The organism is Xenorhabdus kozodoii (assembly GCF_002632875.1).
In the GTDB taxonomy this organism is placed as follows: Bacteria; Pseudomonadota; Gammaproteobacteria; order Enterobacterales; family Enterobacteriaceae; genus Xenorhabdus; species Xenorhabdus kozodoii.
Window position 1 is genome coordinate 75,126 of sequence record NZ_NJCX01000002.1, and the last position, 16,989, is coordinate 92,114.

At 45.7% G+C, this 16,989-nt stretch carries 15 protein-coding genes; 11 read left to right on the forward strand and 4 right to left on the reverse strand.

The features are described from left to right. Positions 1–445 precede the first annotated feature (445 nt). Complete coding sequence (locus Xkoz_RS01855) at positions 446–3,058, forward strand: class I adenylate cyclase (RefSeq protein WP_099140487.1); 2,613 nt, start codon at positions 446–448, stop codon at positions 3,056–3,058. Positions 3,059–3,275: 217 nt separating this feature from the next. On the opposite strand, the gene cyaY is transcribed toward Xkoz_RS01855, so the two are convergent. Continuing rightward, a complete protein-coding gene (gene cyaY / locus Xkoz_RS01860; RefSeq protein ID WP_099140488.1) occupies positions 3,276–3,596 on the reverse strand; it encodes an iron donor protein CyaY in 321 nt (106 codons plus the stop codon). 78 nt (positions 3,597–3,674) lie between these two features. On the opposite strand from cyaY, the gene lptM reads away from it, so the two are divergent. The 7 genes from lptM to corA all read left to right on the forward strand — a co-directional run bounded on the left by lptM (position 3,675) and on the right by corA (position 10,529). Continuing rightward, entirely contained in the window at positions 3,675–3,872 is a 198-nt protein-coding gene (lptM, locus tag Xkoz_RS01865) for an LPS translocon maturation chaperone LptM (protein ID WP_099140602.1), read from the forward strand. 40 nt (positions 3,873–3,912) lie between these two features. After that, positions 3,913–4,737: a diaminopimelate epimerase gene (dapF, locus tag Xkoz_RS01870; protein ID WP_099140489.1), complete on the forward strand. Its 825-nt coding sequence runs from the start codon at positions 3,913–3,915 to the stop codon at positions 4,735–4,737. A gap of 48 nt (positions 4,738–4,785) precedes the next feature. Continuing rightward, entirely contained in the window at positions 4,786–5,490 is a 705-nt protein-coding gene (locus Xkoz_RS01875) for a DUF484 domain-containing protein (RefSeq protein WP_167386536.1), read from the forward strand. After that, positions 5,487–6,401, forward strand: a complete 915-nt coding sequence (gene xerC, locus Xkoz_RS01880) for a tyrosine recombinase XerC (RefSeq protein WP_099140491.1) — start codon at positions 5,487–5,489, stop codon at positions 6,399–6,401. The genes Xkoz_RS01875 and xerC overlap by 4 nt, the downstream gene beginning before the upstream one ends. Continuing rightward, positions 6,401–7,117 carry a 5-amino-6-(5-phospho-D-ribitylamino)uracil phosphatase YigB gene (yigB, locus tag Xkoz_RS01885; protein ID WP_099140492.1) on the forward strand — a complete coding sequence of 239 codons (717 nt, stop codon included), beginning with the start codon at positions 6,401–6,403 and terminating at the stop codon, positions 7,115–7,117. The genes xerC and yigB overlap by 1 nt, the downstream gene beginning before the upstream one ends. A gap of 207 nt (positions 7,118–7,324) precedes the next feature. Beyond that, entirely contained in the window at positions 7,325–9,490 is a 2,166-nt protein-coding gene (gene uvrD, locus Xkoz_RS01890; RefSeq protein ID WP_099140493.1) for a DNA helicase II, read from the forward strand. An 88-nt stretch (positions 9,491–9,578) separates the two neighbouring features. Further along, positions 9,579–10,529, forward strand: coding sequence for a magnesium/cobalt transporter CorA (corA, locus tag Xkoz_RS01895; RefSeq protein ID WP_099140494.1), 951 nt, complete (start codon positions 9,579–9,581; stop codon positions 10,527–10,529). A 142-nt stretch (positions 10,530–10,671) separates the two neighbouring features. Here corA and rarD read toward each other — a convergent pair whose 3' ends face one another. The 3 genes from rarD to Xkoz_RS01910 form a co-directional block, all read right to left on the reverse strand. Beyond that, positions 10,672–11,562: an EamA family transporter RarD gene (gene rarD / locus Xkoz_RS01900; RefSeq protein ID WP_099140495.1), complete on the reverse strand. Its 891-nt coding sequence runs from the start codon at positions 11,560–11,562 to the stop codon at positions 10,672–10,674. Positions 11,563–11,727: 165 nt separating this feature from the next. Further along, the gene (locus tag Xkoz_RS01905; RefSeq protein WP_099140496.1) at positions 11,728–12,360 is read right to left on the reverse strand and encodes a hypothetical protein; all 633 of its coding nucleotides are present in this window, start codon (positions 12,358–12,360) and stop codon (positions 11,728–11,730) included. 73 nt (positions 12,361–12,433) lie between these two features. Next, entirely contained in the window at positions 12,434–12,919 is a 486-nt protein-coding gene (locus Xkoz_RS01910; RefSeq protein WP_099140497.1) for a thioesterase family protein, read from the reverse strand. A 370-nt stretch (positions 12,920–13,289) separates the two neighbouring features. Here Xkoz_RS01910 and recQ point away from each other — a divergent pair, with 370 nt between their 5' ends. Genes recQ through yigL form a run of 3 tightly spaced genes read left to right on the forward strand, consistent with a single transcriptional unit; the run spans position 13,290 to position 16,955 of the window. Further along, complete coding sequence (gene recQ / locus Xkoz_RS01915) at positions 13,290–15,116, forward strand: ATP-dependent DNA helicase RecQ (protein WP_099140498.1); 1,827 nt, start codon at positions 13,290–13,292, stop codon at positions 15,114–15,116. A gap of 45 nt (positions 15,117–15,161) precedes the next feature. Then, entirely contained in the window at positions 15,162–16,133 is a 972-nt protein-coding gene (gene pldB, locus Xkoz_RS01920; RefSeq protein WP_099140499.1) for a lysophospholipase L2, read from the forward strand. A gap of 21 nt (positions 16,134–16,154) precedes the next feature. Beyond that, entirely contained in the window at positions 16,155–16,955 is an 801-nt protein-coding gene (gene yigL / locus Xkoz_RS01925; RefSeq protein ID WP_099140500.1) for a sugar/pyridoxal phosphate phosphatase YigL, read from the forward strand. Positions 16,956–16,989: the final 34 nt, after the last annotated feature.

The following is a 16,989-nucleotide window of genomic DNA, read 5'->3' on the forward strand; positions in this document are numbered from 1 at the left end:
GAGATTGGTATAAAACGCATTTTGAAAGGCGACGGGTATAAAAGCAAATTGAAATTTGTGATTAGCCTGATGATAAAAAGGGGGAAATATTTATTCGTCACAAAATATTATTGGGTTAAATATTGATGGAAGAGTGATGTATTTACAATGCTTTACAACTACGAGATGAAAAATAATCAATCATAATCGTTATGCTAAAAAAGCATATTATTGTGTCTATTTCGTGATTAACTTAATATTTTACAACGAGTTAATTGTGTTTTGACTATTGCAGGTGAAGAGAAAAGATGGTATTGCGTACTTTACGGTTTGACTGCAAGGTGTTAAATTGATCACGTTTCCGACAATAAGTTTGTAAAAATAATTTTAAATAATCTTGAAATACCACGCGTTATCGGAAACAGGGGACTACTTTGGGCACTGGAACTGATATCAGGCGAAACTCTTGTATCTCTATATTGAAACGCTAAAGCAGCGACTGGATGCAATTAACCAACTTAGATTAGAACGCGCTACTCACTTAATGAGTGACGCTTTTAAGCAAGTTTATAGTTTAATTCCAGTATTATTACATTATCATCATTCAATGATGCCAGGTTATATCAAAGGCGATGTTCCTCATGGCGTTTGCTTTTTTATGCCTGATGAGGCACAGCAATTTTGGATTAATGATCTGGATAGCCAGCTTACTGGTGTCTTGCCAGACATACCGTCACATATATCCAATGGTGAATTGCCGATTACGGGAATTTACTCCATGGGCAGTACCTCTTCCATCGGGCAAAGTTGCTCTTCTGATTTGGATATTTGGGTCTGCCACCAATCTTGGTTGGATAGTGATGAGAAAGCCTTACTGGAACAAAAATGTACCTTGATAGAACAGTGGGCAGCTTCACTGGGCACAGAGGTCACCTTTTTTCTGATTGATGAAAACCGTTTTCGGCATAATGCCTGTGGTAGTTTGAACGGCGAAGACTGCGGCTCTACCCAACATATCCTTCTGCTTGATGAGTTTTATCGCACCGCAGTCTGTATGGCAGGTAAACGTTTGCTGTGGGCAATGGTTCCCGTGGAAGAAGAGACTCATTATGATGAGTATGTCCTTTCTCTCTATGCCCAGGGGGTATTGACACCCAATGAATGGCTGGATTTGGGCGGCTTGAGCGAATTATCCGCAGAGGAATATTTTGGGGCGAGCCTTTGGCAGCTTTATAAGAGCGTGGACTCTCCTTATAAAGCCGTCTTGAAAAGCCTGCTGTTGGAAGCCTATTCATGGGAATATCCCAATGGAAAATTGCTGGCGATGGAAATGAAGCAATATTTTCATGACGGTGCGATTGTTTCCTTTGGCCTTGATGCTTATAGCATGATGCTGGAGCGCGTCACTCGCTATCTGACTGCCACAAACGATCTTGCGCGCCTTGATTTGGCGCGCCGTTGTTTTTACCTGAAGGTATGCGAACAATTATTCGCAGGCCAGAACGACAAAGGCTGTACAGGATGGCGTCGTCAGGTTATCTCCCAGTTGGTGCGTGAATGGGGTTGGGATGACAATAAACTGGCCATGCTGGATAATCGTAATTCATGGAAAATTGAGCAGGTACGTGATGCCCATAATGAATTGCTTGATACCATGATGCTAAGTTATCGCAACCTCATCCGTTTTGCCCGTCGTAATAATTTAAGTGTGAGTGCCAGCCCGCAAGATATTGGCGTATTGACCCGCAAATTGTATGCGGCGTTTGAAGCCCTGCCGGGTAAAGTGACGCTGGTGAATCCCCAGATATCACCGGATCTGTCAGAAAAAGATCTGACCTTCATTTATGTTCCCCCTGGGCGAGTAAACCGCAGTGGCTGGTATCTGTACAACCATGCCCCAACGATTGAATCGATCATTGGTCACCAACCGCTGGAATACAATCGCTACCTGAATAAATTAGTTTCCTGGACCTATTTCAATGGCTTGCTGACGAAAGAGACTCGACTCCACATTCATCACGGCAAATCTCAGTGTGACCGGCAAAAATTAAATGATTTGGTGGATGATATCGCCACGCATTTTCCGATCCGCTTACCTGCACCCACGCCAAAAGCATTATACAGTCCGTGTGAAATCCGTCATTTGGCGATCATTGTCAATCTAGAGCAAGATCCAACCACAACATTCTCTGATCAGGTTGTTCGTTTCGATTTAAGAAACCTGAATGTTTTCAGTTTTGGCGAGTTGCAGCAATGCCTGGTCGGTAGCATTGACTTGCTTTACCGCAATTCATGGAATGAAGTGAGAACCTTGCATTTCAGTGGTGAACAGTCGGTATTGGAAGCATTGAAGACGATATTGGGCAAAATGCATCAAGATGCAGCGCCGCCATCTGACGTTGAAGTATTCTGCTATAGCAAACACTTGCGTGGGTTGATCCGTACTCGTATCCAGCAATTAGTGTCGGAGTGTATTGAGTTACGATTGTCCAGCAACCGACAAGATCCAAACCGCTTCAAGGCGTTACGAATTTCAGGGCAAACATGGGGATTATTCTTCGAACGGCTAAACGTTTCGGTACAAAAATTGGAAAATGCCGTGGAATTCTATGGCGCTATTTCCAATACCAAATTGCACGGCCTGCCTGTTAAAATTGACACCAAAGAAAAACACTTACCACCGGTAATCGATGGCTTTGCCTGCGAAGGCATTGTCCAATTCTTTTTCGAGGATATCGAAAACAAGCAAGGGTTCAATATTTATATTCTTGATGAATCAAATCGGGTGGAAATTTATTCCCATTGTGAAGGCAGCAAAGAAGAATTGGTGCGAGATATCAGCCGATTTTATTCATCGTCACATGATCGTTTTACTTATGGCTCCAGTTTTGTCAATTTCAACTTGCCGCAGTTCTATCAAATCGTTAAGAAAATTGAGCGCACCCATGTCATTCCATTTATAGAGGGAGTGTATCCGGTGGATGCTATAGAAGCGAATGATGCCAGGCTCCATATTGATGAGCGCCTCAATAAAACGTGTGGGGCAGGTGATCCCTGTCATTCGCTGTATCACTATTGATATTATCACTTACCTCAAGCGCCTATTTTATTAGGCGCTTTTGATTAGGCATCTTTCGTTAACAAATCGTTTTATACCCGTCGTCTTTCAAGTTGCCGCTTTGTTGGCTGCGCTCATTCACCCCAGTCACAGAGTTATCTATGCTCCTGGGGGTTCATTCCCTTGCCGCCGCGCCGCATCTTGAAATCCATAGGGTATATACTGTCTTGTGAAAGAGTCACGAAAGAGGGAATGACTCACCGCTTTGCTCAGTCATGGCTTGTGCCAGCATGGAGAGAAAATCATGACCGCTGCGGTCACAAATCCACTGGCTATCCCGATAATCAAAATGGTAACCCCCGTTTTTGGTTGCCAGCCATATTTGATGGAAAGGCTCTTGGCGGTTGATAATGATTTTGCTGCCGTTTTCAAAACTCAGTGTCATCACTCCGCCATTTATTTCATAGTCAATATCCGCATCACCATCGTAATTATCCAGTTGCTCTTCAAGATGAAGCATCAATTGATCGGCCAATTGATGAAATTCGCTATCGTTCATGTTTATTTCCTATTTGCTTTTCAGGGCCTAGCTGCGATTATAGAGAGTATTGGCGCATGAATCACAGGCATTAATATGATGAAAAAACAACTCCGTTGGTCATTGGCTATCATAACATTACTTTCTCTGGCTGGCTGTGGCTTGAAAGGCCCCCTTTATTTTCCTCCTGTAGAAACGTCTGCAACACAGGGGGCTGTGCATAAAATGGATAAAGCACAGCCAGAAACAGGGTTAAAAAACAGTTCATTAAAAGACAATATCTCCATGAATGTTTAATGATACTGATTCAGTCATGTGATTTCTCTTGGAGCCGTATATGCAGTTCTCCAAAATGCATGGTCTTGGCAATGACTTTATGGTCGTTGATGCAGTGACCCAAAATGTTTATTTTTCTCCAGAGTTAATTTGCCGTCTGGCTAATCGGAATACTGGAGTGGGGTTTGATCAACTTTTGGTTGTTGAAGCGCCCTATGATCCTGACTTAGACTTTCACTACCGCATTTTTAATGCCGATGGCAGTGAAGTTTCCCAGTGTGGCAATGGCGCGCGTTGTTTTGCCCGTTTTGTCCGTATTAAGGGGTTGACCAATAAACGTGATATCAAGGTCAGCACACGTTCGGGTCAAATGATATTGAGCATCACACATGATGACCAGGTTTGTGTCAACATGGGAGAACCCGACTTTGAGCCACCGCGTATTCCTTTTCGCGCGAATAAGGCTGAGAGAACTTATATTATCCGTGCCATCGAACGTACAGTGCTGTGTGGCGTTGTGTCGATGGGAAATCCTCACTGTGTCATACACGTTGAGGATGTGGACACTGCCGAAGTGGAAATATTAGGGCCGGTGTTGGAAAGCCACGAACGTTTTCCTGAACGGGCCAATATTGGTTTCATGCAGGTAATAAACCGGGGCCATATTCGCTTGCGTGTTTTTGAGCGTGGAACGGGTGAAACGCGGGCATGTGGCAGTGGTGCGTGTGCCGCAGTAGCAATCGGTATCCAGCAGGATCTTTTGGATAATCAGGTTCGAGTTGATCTTCCGGGAGGAACACTGCAAATTCGCTGGGATGGGGCGGGCAAACCCCTTTTTATGACTGGGCCTGCAACCCATGTTTATGATGGTACGATTCACTTGTGATTGATTCTGTGTTTGCTGAGTCACTCTTGAACTATGGGGCATTGGAAAATGGATGAAAAAGACGATCCATTGCACATTGAAAATAGGCTGGATGATCAAACCGTCGTGGATTATTTATTGAATAATCCCGCGTTTTTTATCCGTAATGCCAATATGGTCGATAAGATAAGAGTTCCTCATCCGGTGCGGGGGAGTGTTTCTTTGATGGAATGGCATATGAACCGTCAAAGGAAACGTATCCGTGATTTGGAAGATGATCTGGACCATTTGGTAGAGCAGGCGAAACAAAATGAAGTGCTGTTTAGCAGCTTATTGCAATTACTATCCGATCTCTCTGCGGCCAGGAGCTTGCAAGACTTTCTTTCTTGCTTGAGCTCATGGTCCAAAACGCTGGGATTGAGTAACAGTTATATCCGGTTGTTCAGTGATAAATGGCATCTTGGGGCACCACTGAATGCGCCAGGGCTGGCGATTTCCCGTCAGGCTTTTGAATCTGTCCGCATTAAGCGATTTGGTGAGGAAAATCACTATCTTGGCCGATTACACGGCCCAGAAATTTTACTGTTGATGCCACAGGCACGCCATGTTGGTTCAGTGGCGATATCCCTTTTAGGCTCTCAGGGGGATTTGGGGATGGTGATTTTCAATAGCCATGATAAACAGCACTATCACGAAGGCATGGGAACCGACATTCTTGACCATTTGTCGACGCTGTTGCCGGGATTGCTATCCCGCTGGATTGAACGCGCATGACTCAGCCGATTGATTTGCTGTTAGCGCCCGTGGAAGACTTTTTGCTCTATTTGCGGGTCGAGCGGCGGTTAAGTCCTGCGACGCTCACTAACTATCGACACCATTTGACTGTTCTGGCGGCAATGTCACTGGAGATGGGGATACGTGAGTGGCAGGGATTAGATCCGACTAACGTCAGAATGTTTGCCTCCCGCAGTCGGCGGGCAGGGTTACAGTCTGCCAGCCTTGCCTTGCGCTTTTCTTCTTTGCGCAGTTTTCTTGACTGGATGGTGATGCAAAATACATTAGCGGCCAATCCGGCTAAAACCGTCAGCACTCCCCGTAAAAAACGGCACTTACCTAAAAACATGGATGTGGATGAGGTTAACCAACTTCTCAATATTAATTTGAACGATCCGCTGTCAGTGCGTGACAGAACAATGCTGGAAGTGATGTACGGAGCAGGGCTGCGTTTGTCTGAACTGGTCGGGCTTGATTGTCGCCATTTGGATTTGGCAAGTGGCGAAGTTTGGGTACACGGCAAGGGCAGCAAAGAGCGGAAAGTACCGTTTGGGCGGATGGCGCAGGAGTGGCTCCAGCGTTGGCTGGCAGTGCGGGAACGGTTTGAGCCAGAAAATGATGCGGTTTTTATTTCCAGCACGAGTGGAAAACGCATCTCTGCCCGTAACGTACAGAAACGATTCGAACGGTGGGGGATCCAACAAGGTGTCAGCAGCCATGTTAACCCCCATAAATTGCGTCACTCCTTTGCCACACATATTCTGGAGTCCAGCGGCGATCTGCGTGCAGTGCAGGAATTACTTGGCCACGCAGATCTATCGACGACCCAAATCTATACCCATTTGGATTTTCAGCACCTGGCCAAAGTCTATGATGTGGCTCACCCCAGAGCCAAACGAGGAAAATCATAATGCGTTTTTATCGGCCTCTCGCGCCGTTTGCTGCGATGACATTCGATCTGGATGATACGCTTTACGATAATCGTCCTGTTATCGATAGAACCGAAAAAGAAGTGTTGTGTTTTATCAGGCAGTACGATGCCAAATTTGGTCACTTTGGGCATGAAGATCTGCATGTATACCGTCAGGCGGTGCTTGAACGAGAACCGGATATTTATCACGATGTGACTTCATGGCGTCGACAATCCGCAGAACTCATGTTTGCCCATCATGGTTTCAATGATGAAGAAACCTTACGTGGTACGGATGAAATTATGTCCTGCTTTAGGTATTGGCGTAATCAAATCACGGTGCCAGCATCTACCCATAAGACCTTATCCCTATTGGCGGAAAAAATGCCGTTGGTGGCCATTACCAATGGGAACGCTGAACCTGCGGCATGTGGGTTAGCCTCTTATTTTGAATTTGTCTTAAAAGCCGGCGTTGATGGGCGTTCCAAACCTTACCCTGATATGTACCATATGGCGGCTAAGCGGCTTAACCTACCCATAAATCAGATCCTGCATGTGGGTGATAACCTGAATACCGATGTCGAAGGGGCGATTTGTACTGGCATGCAGGCTTGCTGGATCAACATCGCGAATAAAAATCTGATGCTGGAGCCTGAAGGGCGTTTGATGCCACATATTGAGATTTCTGATTTGGCTTCTTTGCTAGCACTGATATAATTTCAGACTGAAATCTATACCAATCCAACTTCAAGTTGCAGTTTGCAAACCAATGAGCGTGTTTATATCTCCCCTGCGCGGGGAGATATAGAAGCTAACCGTATTATCGGTGGTGCTGTTGTTATATCTCCCGCGCAGTGGGGAGATATAACATGCATCTTGAAAGACGACGGGTTTATATAAAAATACTAACAACTGACGGTAACTATGAACGTTTCTTATCTGCTCGAAAGCCTCAATGATAAACAACGCGAAGCGGTCGCAGCACCCCGTAGTCATATGCTGGTGCTGGCGGGGGCGGGTAGTGGTAAAACGCGCGTGCTGGTGCATCGGATCGCTTGGTTACTGTCAGTTGAAAATGCCTCGCCATTTTCCATCATGGCGGTCACGTTTACCAATAAGGCCGCCGCTGAGATGCGGCACCGAATTGAAAACCTAATCGGTACGAGCCAGGGGGGCATGTGGATCGGTACATTCCATAGTCTTGCCCACCGCTTGCTACGCGCCCACCACCTTGATGCAAATCTGCCACAGGATTTTCAGATCCTTGATAGCGAAGATCAGCACCGCCTTATCAAACGCATCATCAAGGCGATGAATCTGGATGATAAACAGTGGCCTGCCCGTCAGGGAATGTGGTACATCAATGGCAAAAAAGATGAAGGGTTGCGACCACAGCACATTGAAAGTTACGGCAATCCGGTGGAAGCGACCTGGCTGAAAATCTATCAGGCTTATCAGGAAGCGTGTGATCGTGCAGGTCTGGTGGATTTTGCGGAATTGTTGCTACGCGCCCATGAACTGTGGCTGAACAAACCGCAGATCCTGCAACATTATCGTGAACGTTTCACCAATATTCTGGTGGATGAATTTCAGGATACCAACAGCATTCAATACGCTTGGATTCACTTGCTGGCTGGCGATAGCGGCAAGGTCATGATTGTCGGGGACGATGACCAATCCATCTATGGTTGGCGAGGTGCACAGGTAGAAAATATCCAGCGTTTCCTCAAAGATTTTCAGGGCGCGAAAACGCTGCGACTGGAGCAAAATTACCGTTCGACCAGTAATATCCTGAAAGCGGCAAATGGCCTGATTGCCCATAACAGCGATCGTTTAGGCAAAAATTTGTGGACAGAAGGAAGCGAAGGAGAGCCAATTTCACTTTATTGCGCCTTCAATGAACTGGATGAGTCCCGTTATGTTGTCGGCCGTATCAAGCATTGGCTGGATAATGGCGGTGCATTGAAAGAGTGTGCGATCTTGTATCGCAGCAATGCCCAATCCCGCGTACTGGAAGAAGCCTTATTACAGGCTTCCATGCCTTACCGCATTTATGGTGGCCAGCGTTTCTTCGAACGTCAGGAAATCAAAGATGCCTTGTCTTATTTGCGTTTGGTCGCAAACCGTCAAGACGATGCCGCTTTTGAGCGTGTGGTGAATACCCCGACGCGCGGTATTGGTGACAGAACGCTTGATGTTGTGCGCCAGATGGCGCGAGATCAGCAAAAAACCTTATGGGAAAGTAGCCTTTTATTGATACAGGAAAAAGTGCTGGCTGGCCGTGCGGCATCGGCGTTGCAGCGCTTCATTGAATTGATTGACGCCTTAGAAACGGAAACCCAGGAAATGCCATTGCATGTGCAGACCGATCGCATTATCCGTGATTCTGGCCTATGGGCGATGTATCAACAGGAAAAAGGCGAAAAAGCGCAAGCTCGTATCGAAAACCTGGAAGAATTGGTCACGGCCACCCGCCAATTCAGCTATCAGGATGAAGATGAGAATTTGTTGCCATTGCAAGCCTTCCTTTCCCATGCCGCGCTTGAATCGGGGGAGGGGCAGGCTGACGCCTATCAGGATGCGGTGCAATTGATGACCTTGCACTCAGCGAAAGGTTTGGAATTCCCGCAAGTCTTTATTGTGGGGATGGAAGAGGGCATGTTTCCTAGCCAGATGTCCATTGAAGAGGGCGGTCGGTTGGAAGAAGAGCGTCGTCTGGCTTATGTAGGGGTGACCAGGGCGATGGATAAACTGACAATAACATATGCGGAAAGCCGTCGTTTATATGGCAAGGAAGTGCATCATCGCCCGTCCCGTTTTATTGGCGAATTGCCGGCAGAATGCGTGACAGAAGTCCGCCTTCGGGCAACGGTATCTCGTCCGGTCAGCCACAAACGACTGGGTACACCTATTAGTGCTAACGATAGTGGATATTCACTTGGACAGCGTGTGCACCATCCCAAATTTGGTGAAGGGACGATTATCAATATAGAAGGCAGTGGAGAACACTGCCGCTTACAGATCGCGTTTCAAGGTGAAGGCATTAAGTGGCTGGTGGCCGCTTATGCCAGACTCGAAACAGGCCAATAATCCGAACGAATGTTGACAGGCTTTTTCTTCTAAGCGTAACATTCGCGCCTTACGATAAACGTAGGGAGTATAAGGAGACTTATGGTACATGCTGAACGCATTTAAATTAGAGAATAATCGCCTGCTCCGTCTTGAAGTTGAAGAAGGTGATAAGTTATCTGACTCCATGTGGGTAGACTTAGTGGGGCTGGGGGATGATGATCGCCTCCGCGTCCAAAATGAGCTGGGACAAGTCTTGGCGACCCGCACTGAATTGGATGACATCGAGGCATCAGCCCGTTTTTTTGAAGATGAAGATGGTATGCACGTCCATTCATTCTTCTACTTTGAAGATGCCGAAGACCATGCTGGCAACTCGACAGTCGCATTTACCATTCGTGACGGTCGTCTCTACACATTGCGAGAGCGTGAACTCCCTGCATTCCGATTATACCGTATGCGAGCCCGTAACCAGACGATGGTTGACGGGAATGCTTATGAGCTGTTGATGGACTTGTTCGAAACTAAAATCGAACAATTGGCTGATGTCATTGAAAACATCTATAGCGTGCTGGAATCCCTGAGTCGGGTCATTATGAAAGGCAAACAGGGGGATGAGTTTGATTCTGCCTTGTCTAACCTTGCTGAACAGGAGGATATTGGCTGGAAAGTCCGCTTGTGTCTGATGGATAGCCAACGCGCCCTGAACTTCCTTGTGCGTCGTGCCCGCTTGCCGACCAATCAGTTGGAACAGGCACGCGAAATTCTGCGGGATATTGAATCCTTGTTGCCGCACAATGAATCCCTGTTCCAGAAAGTTAACTTCTTGATGCAGGCGGCGATGGGCTTTATCAACATCGAACAGAGCCGTATTATCAAGATCTTCTCCGTGGTTTCCGTGGTATTCCTGCCTCCGACACTCGTCGCATCCAGCTATGGCATGAACTTTGAATTTATGCCGGAATTACATTGGACATTCGGTTATCCTGCGGCCATTGGGGTGATGATAGCAGCAGGTTTGGCTCCTTATCTCTACTTCAAGCGCAAAAATTGGCTGTAGCCCTCTCACCCGTTATCTGTCTTTTTATCATCTCAAGTAGTTGCTAGGCTGCTTTCACTCAAAAACTGACCCAAATTTCTACAATGCCTCTTGGGTCAGTTCAGAAAGGTTATAGATACTGAGGCTCGTTGTAGAAATTGAGTTACTTCCGTAAACGACGTTGCGTATAGAGCGCATCCAATGTAAACAGAATCAAGGCCGCCCAGATAAAGCCAAACGTGATCAAACGATCTGGGCCAATTTCCTCGCCATAAACCAGTGTTGCTAATAAGAACATCAATGTTGGGCCAAGATACTGGAAGAAGCCCAGCGTAGATAAACGCAGATGCGTAGTCGCTATGGTAAAGAACAACAGGGGCACCGTGGTAATAATACCGGCAGCAATCAACATGAGATTCAAAGAGTACGTATTATCCAACATATTACTTGTCGGGCTATGAGCAAAAAACAGCAGATAAATCAAGGCGACAGGGAATACCCAGGTTGTCTCAATCAACATACCTGTCTGTGCATCAATCCCCAGCTTTTTGCGGATCAACCCATAGACAGCAAATGTCGTTGCTAAATACAGACCGATCACAGGGATAGAACCAAATTGCCATAGCTGGATCAGTACACCCGTAAAGGCCAATCCCACAGCAACCCACTGTATACGGCGAAAACGCTCACCAAGAAATAGCATGCCAAACAACACATTAACCAGTGGGTTAATAAAATACCCCAGGCTCGCTTCCAGCAAATGCCCATTATTGACTGCCCAGATATAGGTAAGCCAGTTACTGGTAATCGTGAAGGCCGTGATGCCTAACAGCAGTAGTATCTTCGGTTGGCGAATAACCACCAAAACCTGACGCCAATGACGTGTTAACGTTAGCATCAAAATCATAAAGACAACTGACCATATAACACGATGTGAAACGATTTCATCGGGGGGCACATATTGTATGGCCTTGAAGTAGATGGGTGCCAACCCCCAAATAAGATAAGCCCCCAAGGCATACAAGATACCTTTGGTCGTCTGTTGGTTACTCATAATATCCTTGAATGTGTAGAGAATGTTCAGAAAATCAGAAGAGCTTGCTTAAGGTGATAGCTCATAAACCTATACAATGTGTCATTGGGCTGCATGATTTACAAGTAGTTAATAGCATGTGTAATAAATTAAATGTTTCTACTTAGATAAATAGCACATGACTATCTATCTAAAACCCAGAAAGGTTTTAAGTGGTGATTTCAGTTTATCTGGGCAATTCATTCCTCGTACTTTTACTGCCCTATCATTATTTCTTAATTCATTACACAATTGAGCAATGTCTTTAGGTGTCCAATATACATTGTTGGCATAGCCAATTCTTTGAATGGTATTTAATAAACCGTCTACTCCACCGGCTTTTAAGATTCTGGCAACCATAGTTGCGCAATTTTTATTAATGGAATTATAGCTGTGGCTTATACGTGAACGACCATACATTTTTCCATCATAGATTTTACGCTTTTGGAGTTGCATTTTTTCAACATCCAAGTCAATCAGGTAATATTCCAGATGGGGGGGATCGACGAAGTCAGCCTGGAGGCTATTAAGCGCCCCTGCACAGGATAACATTCCACGTGGTCTATCTGGCTCTGCAAGGAAACTGACATAATTATCATCAGCCAGATGCTGTGGGGCATGTTCTGGACAGAAATCTGGCCAAGGGTATTGCGGTACTCCGCCGATATAAATAGCAGCATGTCCGACAGGGAAGCTCCGGCAGGGATACCAGATATAGACGACAGCATCAACAGCCCTGCCAGCGAGGATCGCCGACTCTGCTTTGGTTTTTGGATTCATAGTCTATTCTCATATGGATTTATTAATAGTAAAAAACGTGTATTGTGAGATTTTCGGGTAAGCAGCAAAACTGCTAGCCAACTAAATAAGTTCCCATTGCACTGGCGATATGCACTTGTTTTTCATTATGTAACTCAATCCTGGCGACAGAAACTTTATTGCCGGCGCGGATAAGATTACAACTGGCAGTAAAGACTTCACCGCGTCCGGGGCGCAGGTAATCTACGCGCAAATCAATAGTGCCTACTGTCATTAGGCGTTTTTGGATCTCTGTGATAGTCGTCGTTTCAATGGTTGCCAGTGCATTGCCTGCACAAACCAGCCCGCCGGCAACATCTAATATGGAAGCAATCGCCCCACCGTGTAGAATGTTATGGATCATATTACCGATCAACTTTTCCTGGTGACGGAATTGCAGCTCTGCGTAGTCTTGTTCGAAGCGGAGCAGTTCGAGACCCAACAGGCGATTGAATGGCATATGATAAACAAAAATTTCACCTATAAATTTACGGGCCTCTTCTGGCGTTAAGACGGTGTCTACTGGCTGAATATTTTCCATGGTGGTTTTCCTGATAATGAAAAGTAAAATTAACTAACATTAAATGGGTGCTTGTGGTTAATGGTTTGTTAATTTTATGCTTTTGTTAGCGACTTTGCCAGTTTGTGAAGCGCTTCGAGAAACAATTCATGGCGGAAAAAACAAACTACAAAAAATAACCCTATGGCGTGTAGAATAAGCGGAAATTTTTTAGTACGGGATTATGACAACAGGAAAACCAGGAATGCGTTTGCTCTGTTGAATGATATGCTGTCACTGCCCTTATAGAGTGAAATAACATAATATACAGGCGCCTGGATCGCGGTTGTATTTTTTATAGCCTATTTTTCAGGTTCTTTCAGGGATTACCTTCTAACGATCGAGGAAAGGCGTGTCTACCGCAGAACTTATCAGCACGGCATCGCTGTCTGAACAAGCATTACGAAAAACATTCGGATACCAGCAATTTCGGCCAGGGCAACAGCAAGTTATTGACGCTGTTCTTGGCGGGCGCGACTGTCTGGTGATTATGCCAACGGGAGGCGGTAAGTCGCTGTGTTACCAGATCCCCGCACTGGTTAAAAATGGGCTGACGCTGGTGGTATCTCCATTAATTTCATTGATGAAAGACCAGGTTGATCAGCTACGTGCGAATGGCGTTGAAGCGGAATGCCTGAACTCCACCCAAAGTCGTGAACAACAATTTGATATCATTCAACGTTGCCGTAAGGGAAGCATTAAGCTGCTCTATATCGCTCCTGAACGCTTGGTCACGGATAACTTTCTTGACCAACTCCATGATTGGCAACCGGCTTTACTGGCCGTCGATGAGGCTCACTGTATTTCTCAATGGGGGCATGATTTTCGCCCAGAATATCGAGCATTAGGGCAACTTCGGCGTCGCTTCCCAGATCTCCCCGTGATTGCCCTCACAGCGACAGCAGATAAAACAACCCGTCAGGATATTGTGCGCTTATTGGAGCTGCATGAGCCGATTATCCATATCAGCAGTTTTGATCGTCCCAACATACGCTACACCTTAGTTGAGAAATACAAACCGCTTGATCAACTCTGGGCATTTGTCCGTGGTCAACAAGGGAAAAGCGGAATTATCTACTGCAATAGTCGCACGAAAGTGGAAGAAACCGCAGAACGCCTGCAAAAGCGAGGGCTAAGTGTGGCGCCTTATCATGCGGGACTGGAAAACAGCCAGCGGGCATGGGTACAAGATGCCTTTCAGCGAGATGATTTGCAGATCGTGGTGGCAACCGTGGCATTTGGTATGGGAATTAACAAACCGAATGTGCGCTTTGTTGTACACTTTGATATTCCCCGCAATATCGAATCTTATTATCAAGAAACTGGCCGGGCTGGGCGAGACGGCTTACCTGCGGAAGCGGTGCTGTTTTACGATCCGGCGGATATGGCGTGGTTGCGGCGTTGTTTGGAAGAAAAGTCCGCGGGTGAACAACAGGACATTGAACGGCACAAGCTCAACGCGATGGGAGCATTTGCGGAGGCGCAAACTTGCCGCCGCTTGGTCTTGCTAAATTATTTCGGGGAAAGCCACCAAACAGCCTGTGGTAACTGCGACATTTGCCTTGATCCCCCCAAACGTTACGACGGTCTGGTGGAGGCACAAAAAGCGCTATCCTGTATCTATCGCGTTGGACAACGTTTTGGGATTGGCTATATTGTAGAAGTGCTACGTGGTGCGAATAATCAACGTATTAGAGAATTTGGACACGATAAGCTGCCGGTTTACGGCATTGGTAAAGAGCAGAGCCAGGAACATTGGATGAGCGTTTTACGTCAGCTTATTCATCTGGGGCTGATTAGCCAAAACATCGCCAACTATTCTGCGCTGCAACTGACAGAAGCTGCGCGGCCTGTATTACGCGGCGAAGCACCTCTCCAACTTGCCGTACCACGTATCCAAAACTTGAAAAGCCGCAATCAGCAAAACAAATCGTATCGCGGCAACTATGATCGCAAATTGTTTGCCAAGTTGCGTAAATTGCGTAAATCCATTGCTGATGAAAACAATATTCCACCTTTTGTTGTTTTCAATGACGTGACATTAATCGAGATGTCAGAACAATGCCCAATAACCCCGGATGAGCTTTTGCTGATTAATGGGGTTGGTCAGCGGAAGTTGGAACGTTTTGGCGACGCATTTATGACATTAATCCGTGAACATTTTGAAGAATTCGAGTAACTGAACAATGTTAATCAATGAAGGACAGTGAATAGAGGAAGATGAATGGCGCCTGAGATAGTGAAAGCGAGCTGGTTAAACCGTGAACCTCAGTTCTCAGCCTTCACGAATGGTCTATTACTGGATTTTTGGCGAACAAGGGAAGAGCAGCAATTTATCGGCGTTGATGATATTCCCATCCATTATGTCTCTTTTTGTTCTCCCCATCATGACAAAACACTCGTCATTTTACCCGGCCGTAGTGAAAGTTACGTAAAATACCCTGAAGTGGCCTATGATTTTTACCATTTAGGCTACGATATTTTCATTATTGATCATCGTGGACAAGGTCGTTCCGGGCGCATGTTGGGTGATCGGCAAAAAGGCCATGTTGAAGAGTTCGATCATTATGTAGATGACTTCGCTAAATTTATTGAACTTGAAGTGGCACCTCGTCAATCCCATCGCTGTTATGCACTGGCTCATTCAATGGGCGGTGCGATTTTGAGCCGTTTTTTGGTGCGTTACCCACAGCCGATTTTTCGTGCCGCGGCGTTATGTGCACCGATGTTTGGCATTCACTTACCCATGCCGCGTTGGTTGGCGAATTTTCTGGTTAACCAGGCGGAACCTAATATCAAAAGACGTAACGCTTACGCCCTGTCAACGGGGCAATGGCGGCCATTACCTTATTTTATCAATCTATTAACGCACAGTTATGCGCGTTACCAGCGCTACTTGCGTTACTATGCGGATTATCCTGAATTACGTCTTGGGGGGCCGACTTACCATTGGATGCGTGAAAGTATGCTGATGGGAGATAACCTGATTGAAAATGCGGGTAAAATTCAAACGCCACTCATCGTTTTACAAGCGAGTGAAGATAAGATAGTGAATAATCAGGCGTTATTGGCTTTTTGTGCATCACACCAAAATCCTCTGGTTATCCAAGGGGCTCATCACGAAATCCTGTTCGAGAAAGATGCATTGCGGGCGCAGGCTCTCAATGCGATTTGTGATTTTTTTGACCAAAACTGATTTAGTTTAGGAAACGTAACTATGTATCATGTTGTTGCTTCAGATTTAGATGGCACGTTGTTATCTCCCGACCATAAATTAACCCCGTACACCAAGGAAACCTTGAATTTACTGACGGAACAAGGGATTCATTTTATTTTTGCAACTGGACGCCATCATATTGATGTGGGGCAGATCCGTGATGGATTGGGCATTGATGCTTATATGATCACTTCCAACGGTGCAAGGGTACACAATACTCAGGATGAATTGGTATTTAGCCATAACTTAGATCCTGAAATTGCCCATGATTTGTGTTTATTGGAGTTTGATAATCCCAATATCCTGACCAATTACTACAATAACGATGATTGGTTAATTAATAGAGAATCTCCTGAACAGGAAGCATTCTTTCAGGAGTCAGTTTTCCATTACCAACTTTTTCAACGCGAACATTTTCCTACAGAGGGTGTATGCAAGGTCTATTACACCAGTGACGATCATGATTATTTGGTGGATTTGGAAGAGAGGATTCAAGCGCGCTGGGGGGAGCGAGTAAATGTCAGTTTTTCACTGAGAAATTGTCTGGAAGTGATGGCAGGTGGCGTTTCTAAAGGCCATGCATTGGAGCATGTTTGCCAATTGATTGGGTATCAATTAAATGATTGCATTGCTTTTGGTGATGGTATGAACGATCGGGAAATGTTAAGCGTGGCAGGTAAGGGCTGCATTATGCAGGGAGCACACCAGCGTTTAAAAGACATTTTACCGGATATGGAACTCATTGGTTCTAATGCCGATGATGCCGTTTCTGGTTATTTGCGGGAGATGTATCAGGTTTGAAAACCCAACCGCTGACAAGGGAAATACATCAAAA

Coding starts and splice junctions, on each gene's coding strand:
- yigB (WP_099140492.1), top strand. CDS start 6,401: ATGCGTTTTTATCGGCCTCTCGCGCCGTTTGCTGCGATGACATTCGAT.
- cyaY (WP_099140488.1), bottom strand. CDS start 3,596: ATGAACGATAGCGAATTTCATCAATTGGCCGATCAATTGATGCTTCAT.
- uvrD (WP_099140493.1), top strand. CDS start 7,325: ATGAACGTTTCTTATCTGCTCGAAAGCCTCAATGATAAACAACGCGAA.
- corA (WP_099140494.1), top strand. CDS start 9,579: ATGCTGAACGCATTTAAATTAGAGAATAATCGCCTGCTCCGTCTTGAA.
- rarD (WP_099140495.1), bottom strand. CDS start 11,562: ATGAGTAACCAACAGACGACCAAAGGTATCTTGTATGCCTTGGGGGCT.
- xerC (WP_099140491.1), top strand. CDS start 5,487: ATGACTCAGCCGATTGATTTGCTGTTAGCGCCCGTGGAAGACTTTTTG.
- dapF (WP_099140489.1), top strand. CDS start 3,913: ATGCAGTTCTCCAAAATGCATGGTCTTGGCAATGACTTTATGGTCGTT.
- pldB (WP_099140499.1), top strand. CDS start 15,162: ATGGCGCCTGAGATAGTGAAAGCGAGCTGGTTAAACCGTGAACCTCAG.
- Xkoz_RS01905 (WP_099140496.1), bottom strand. CDS start 12,360: ATGAATCCAAAAACCAAAGCAGAGTCGGCGATCCTCGCTGGCAGGGCT.
- Xkoz_RS01875 (WP_167386536.1), top strand. CDS start 4,786: ATGGATGAAAAAGACGATCCATTGCACATTGAAAATAGGCTGGATGAT.
- lptM (WP_099140602.1), top strand. CDS start 3,675: ATGAAAAAACAACTCCGTTGGTCATTGGCTATCATAACATTACTTTCT.
- Xkoz_RS01910 (WP_099140497.1), bottom strand. CDS start 12,919: ATGGAAAATATTCAGCCAGTAGACACCGTCTTAACGCCAGAAGAGGCC.
- yigL (WP_099140500.1), top strand. CDS start 16,155: ATGTATCATGTTGTTGCTTCAGATTTAGATGGCACGTTGTTATCTCCC.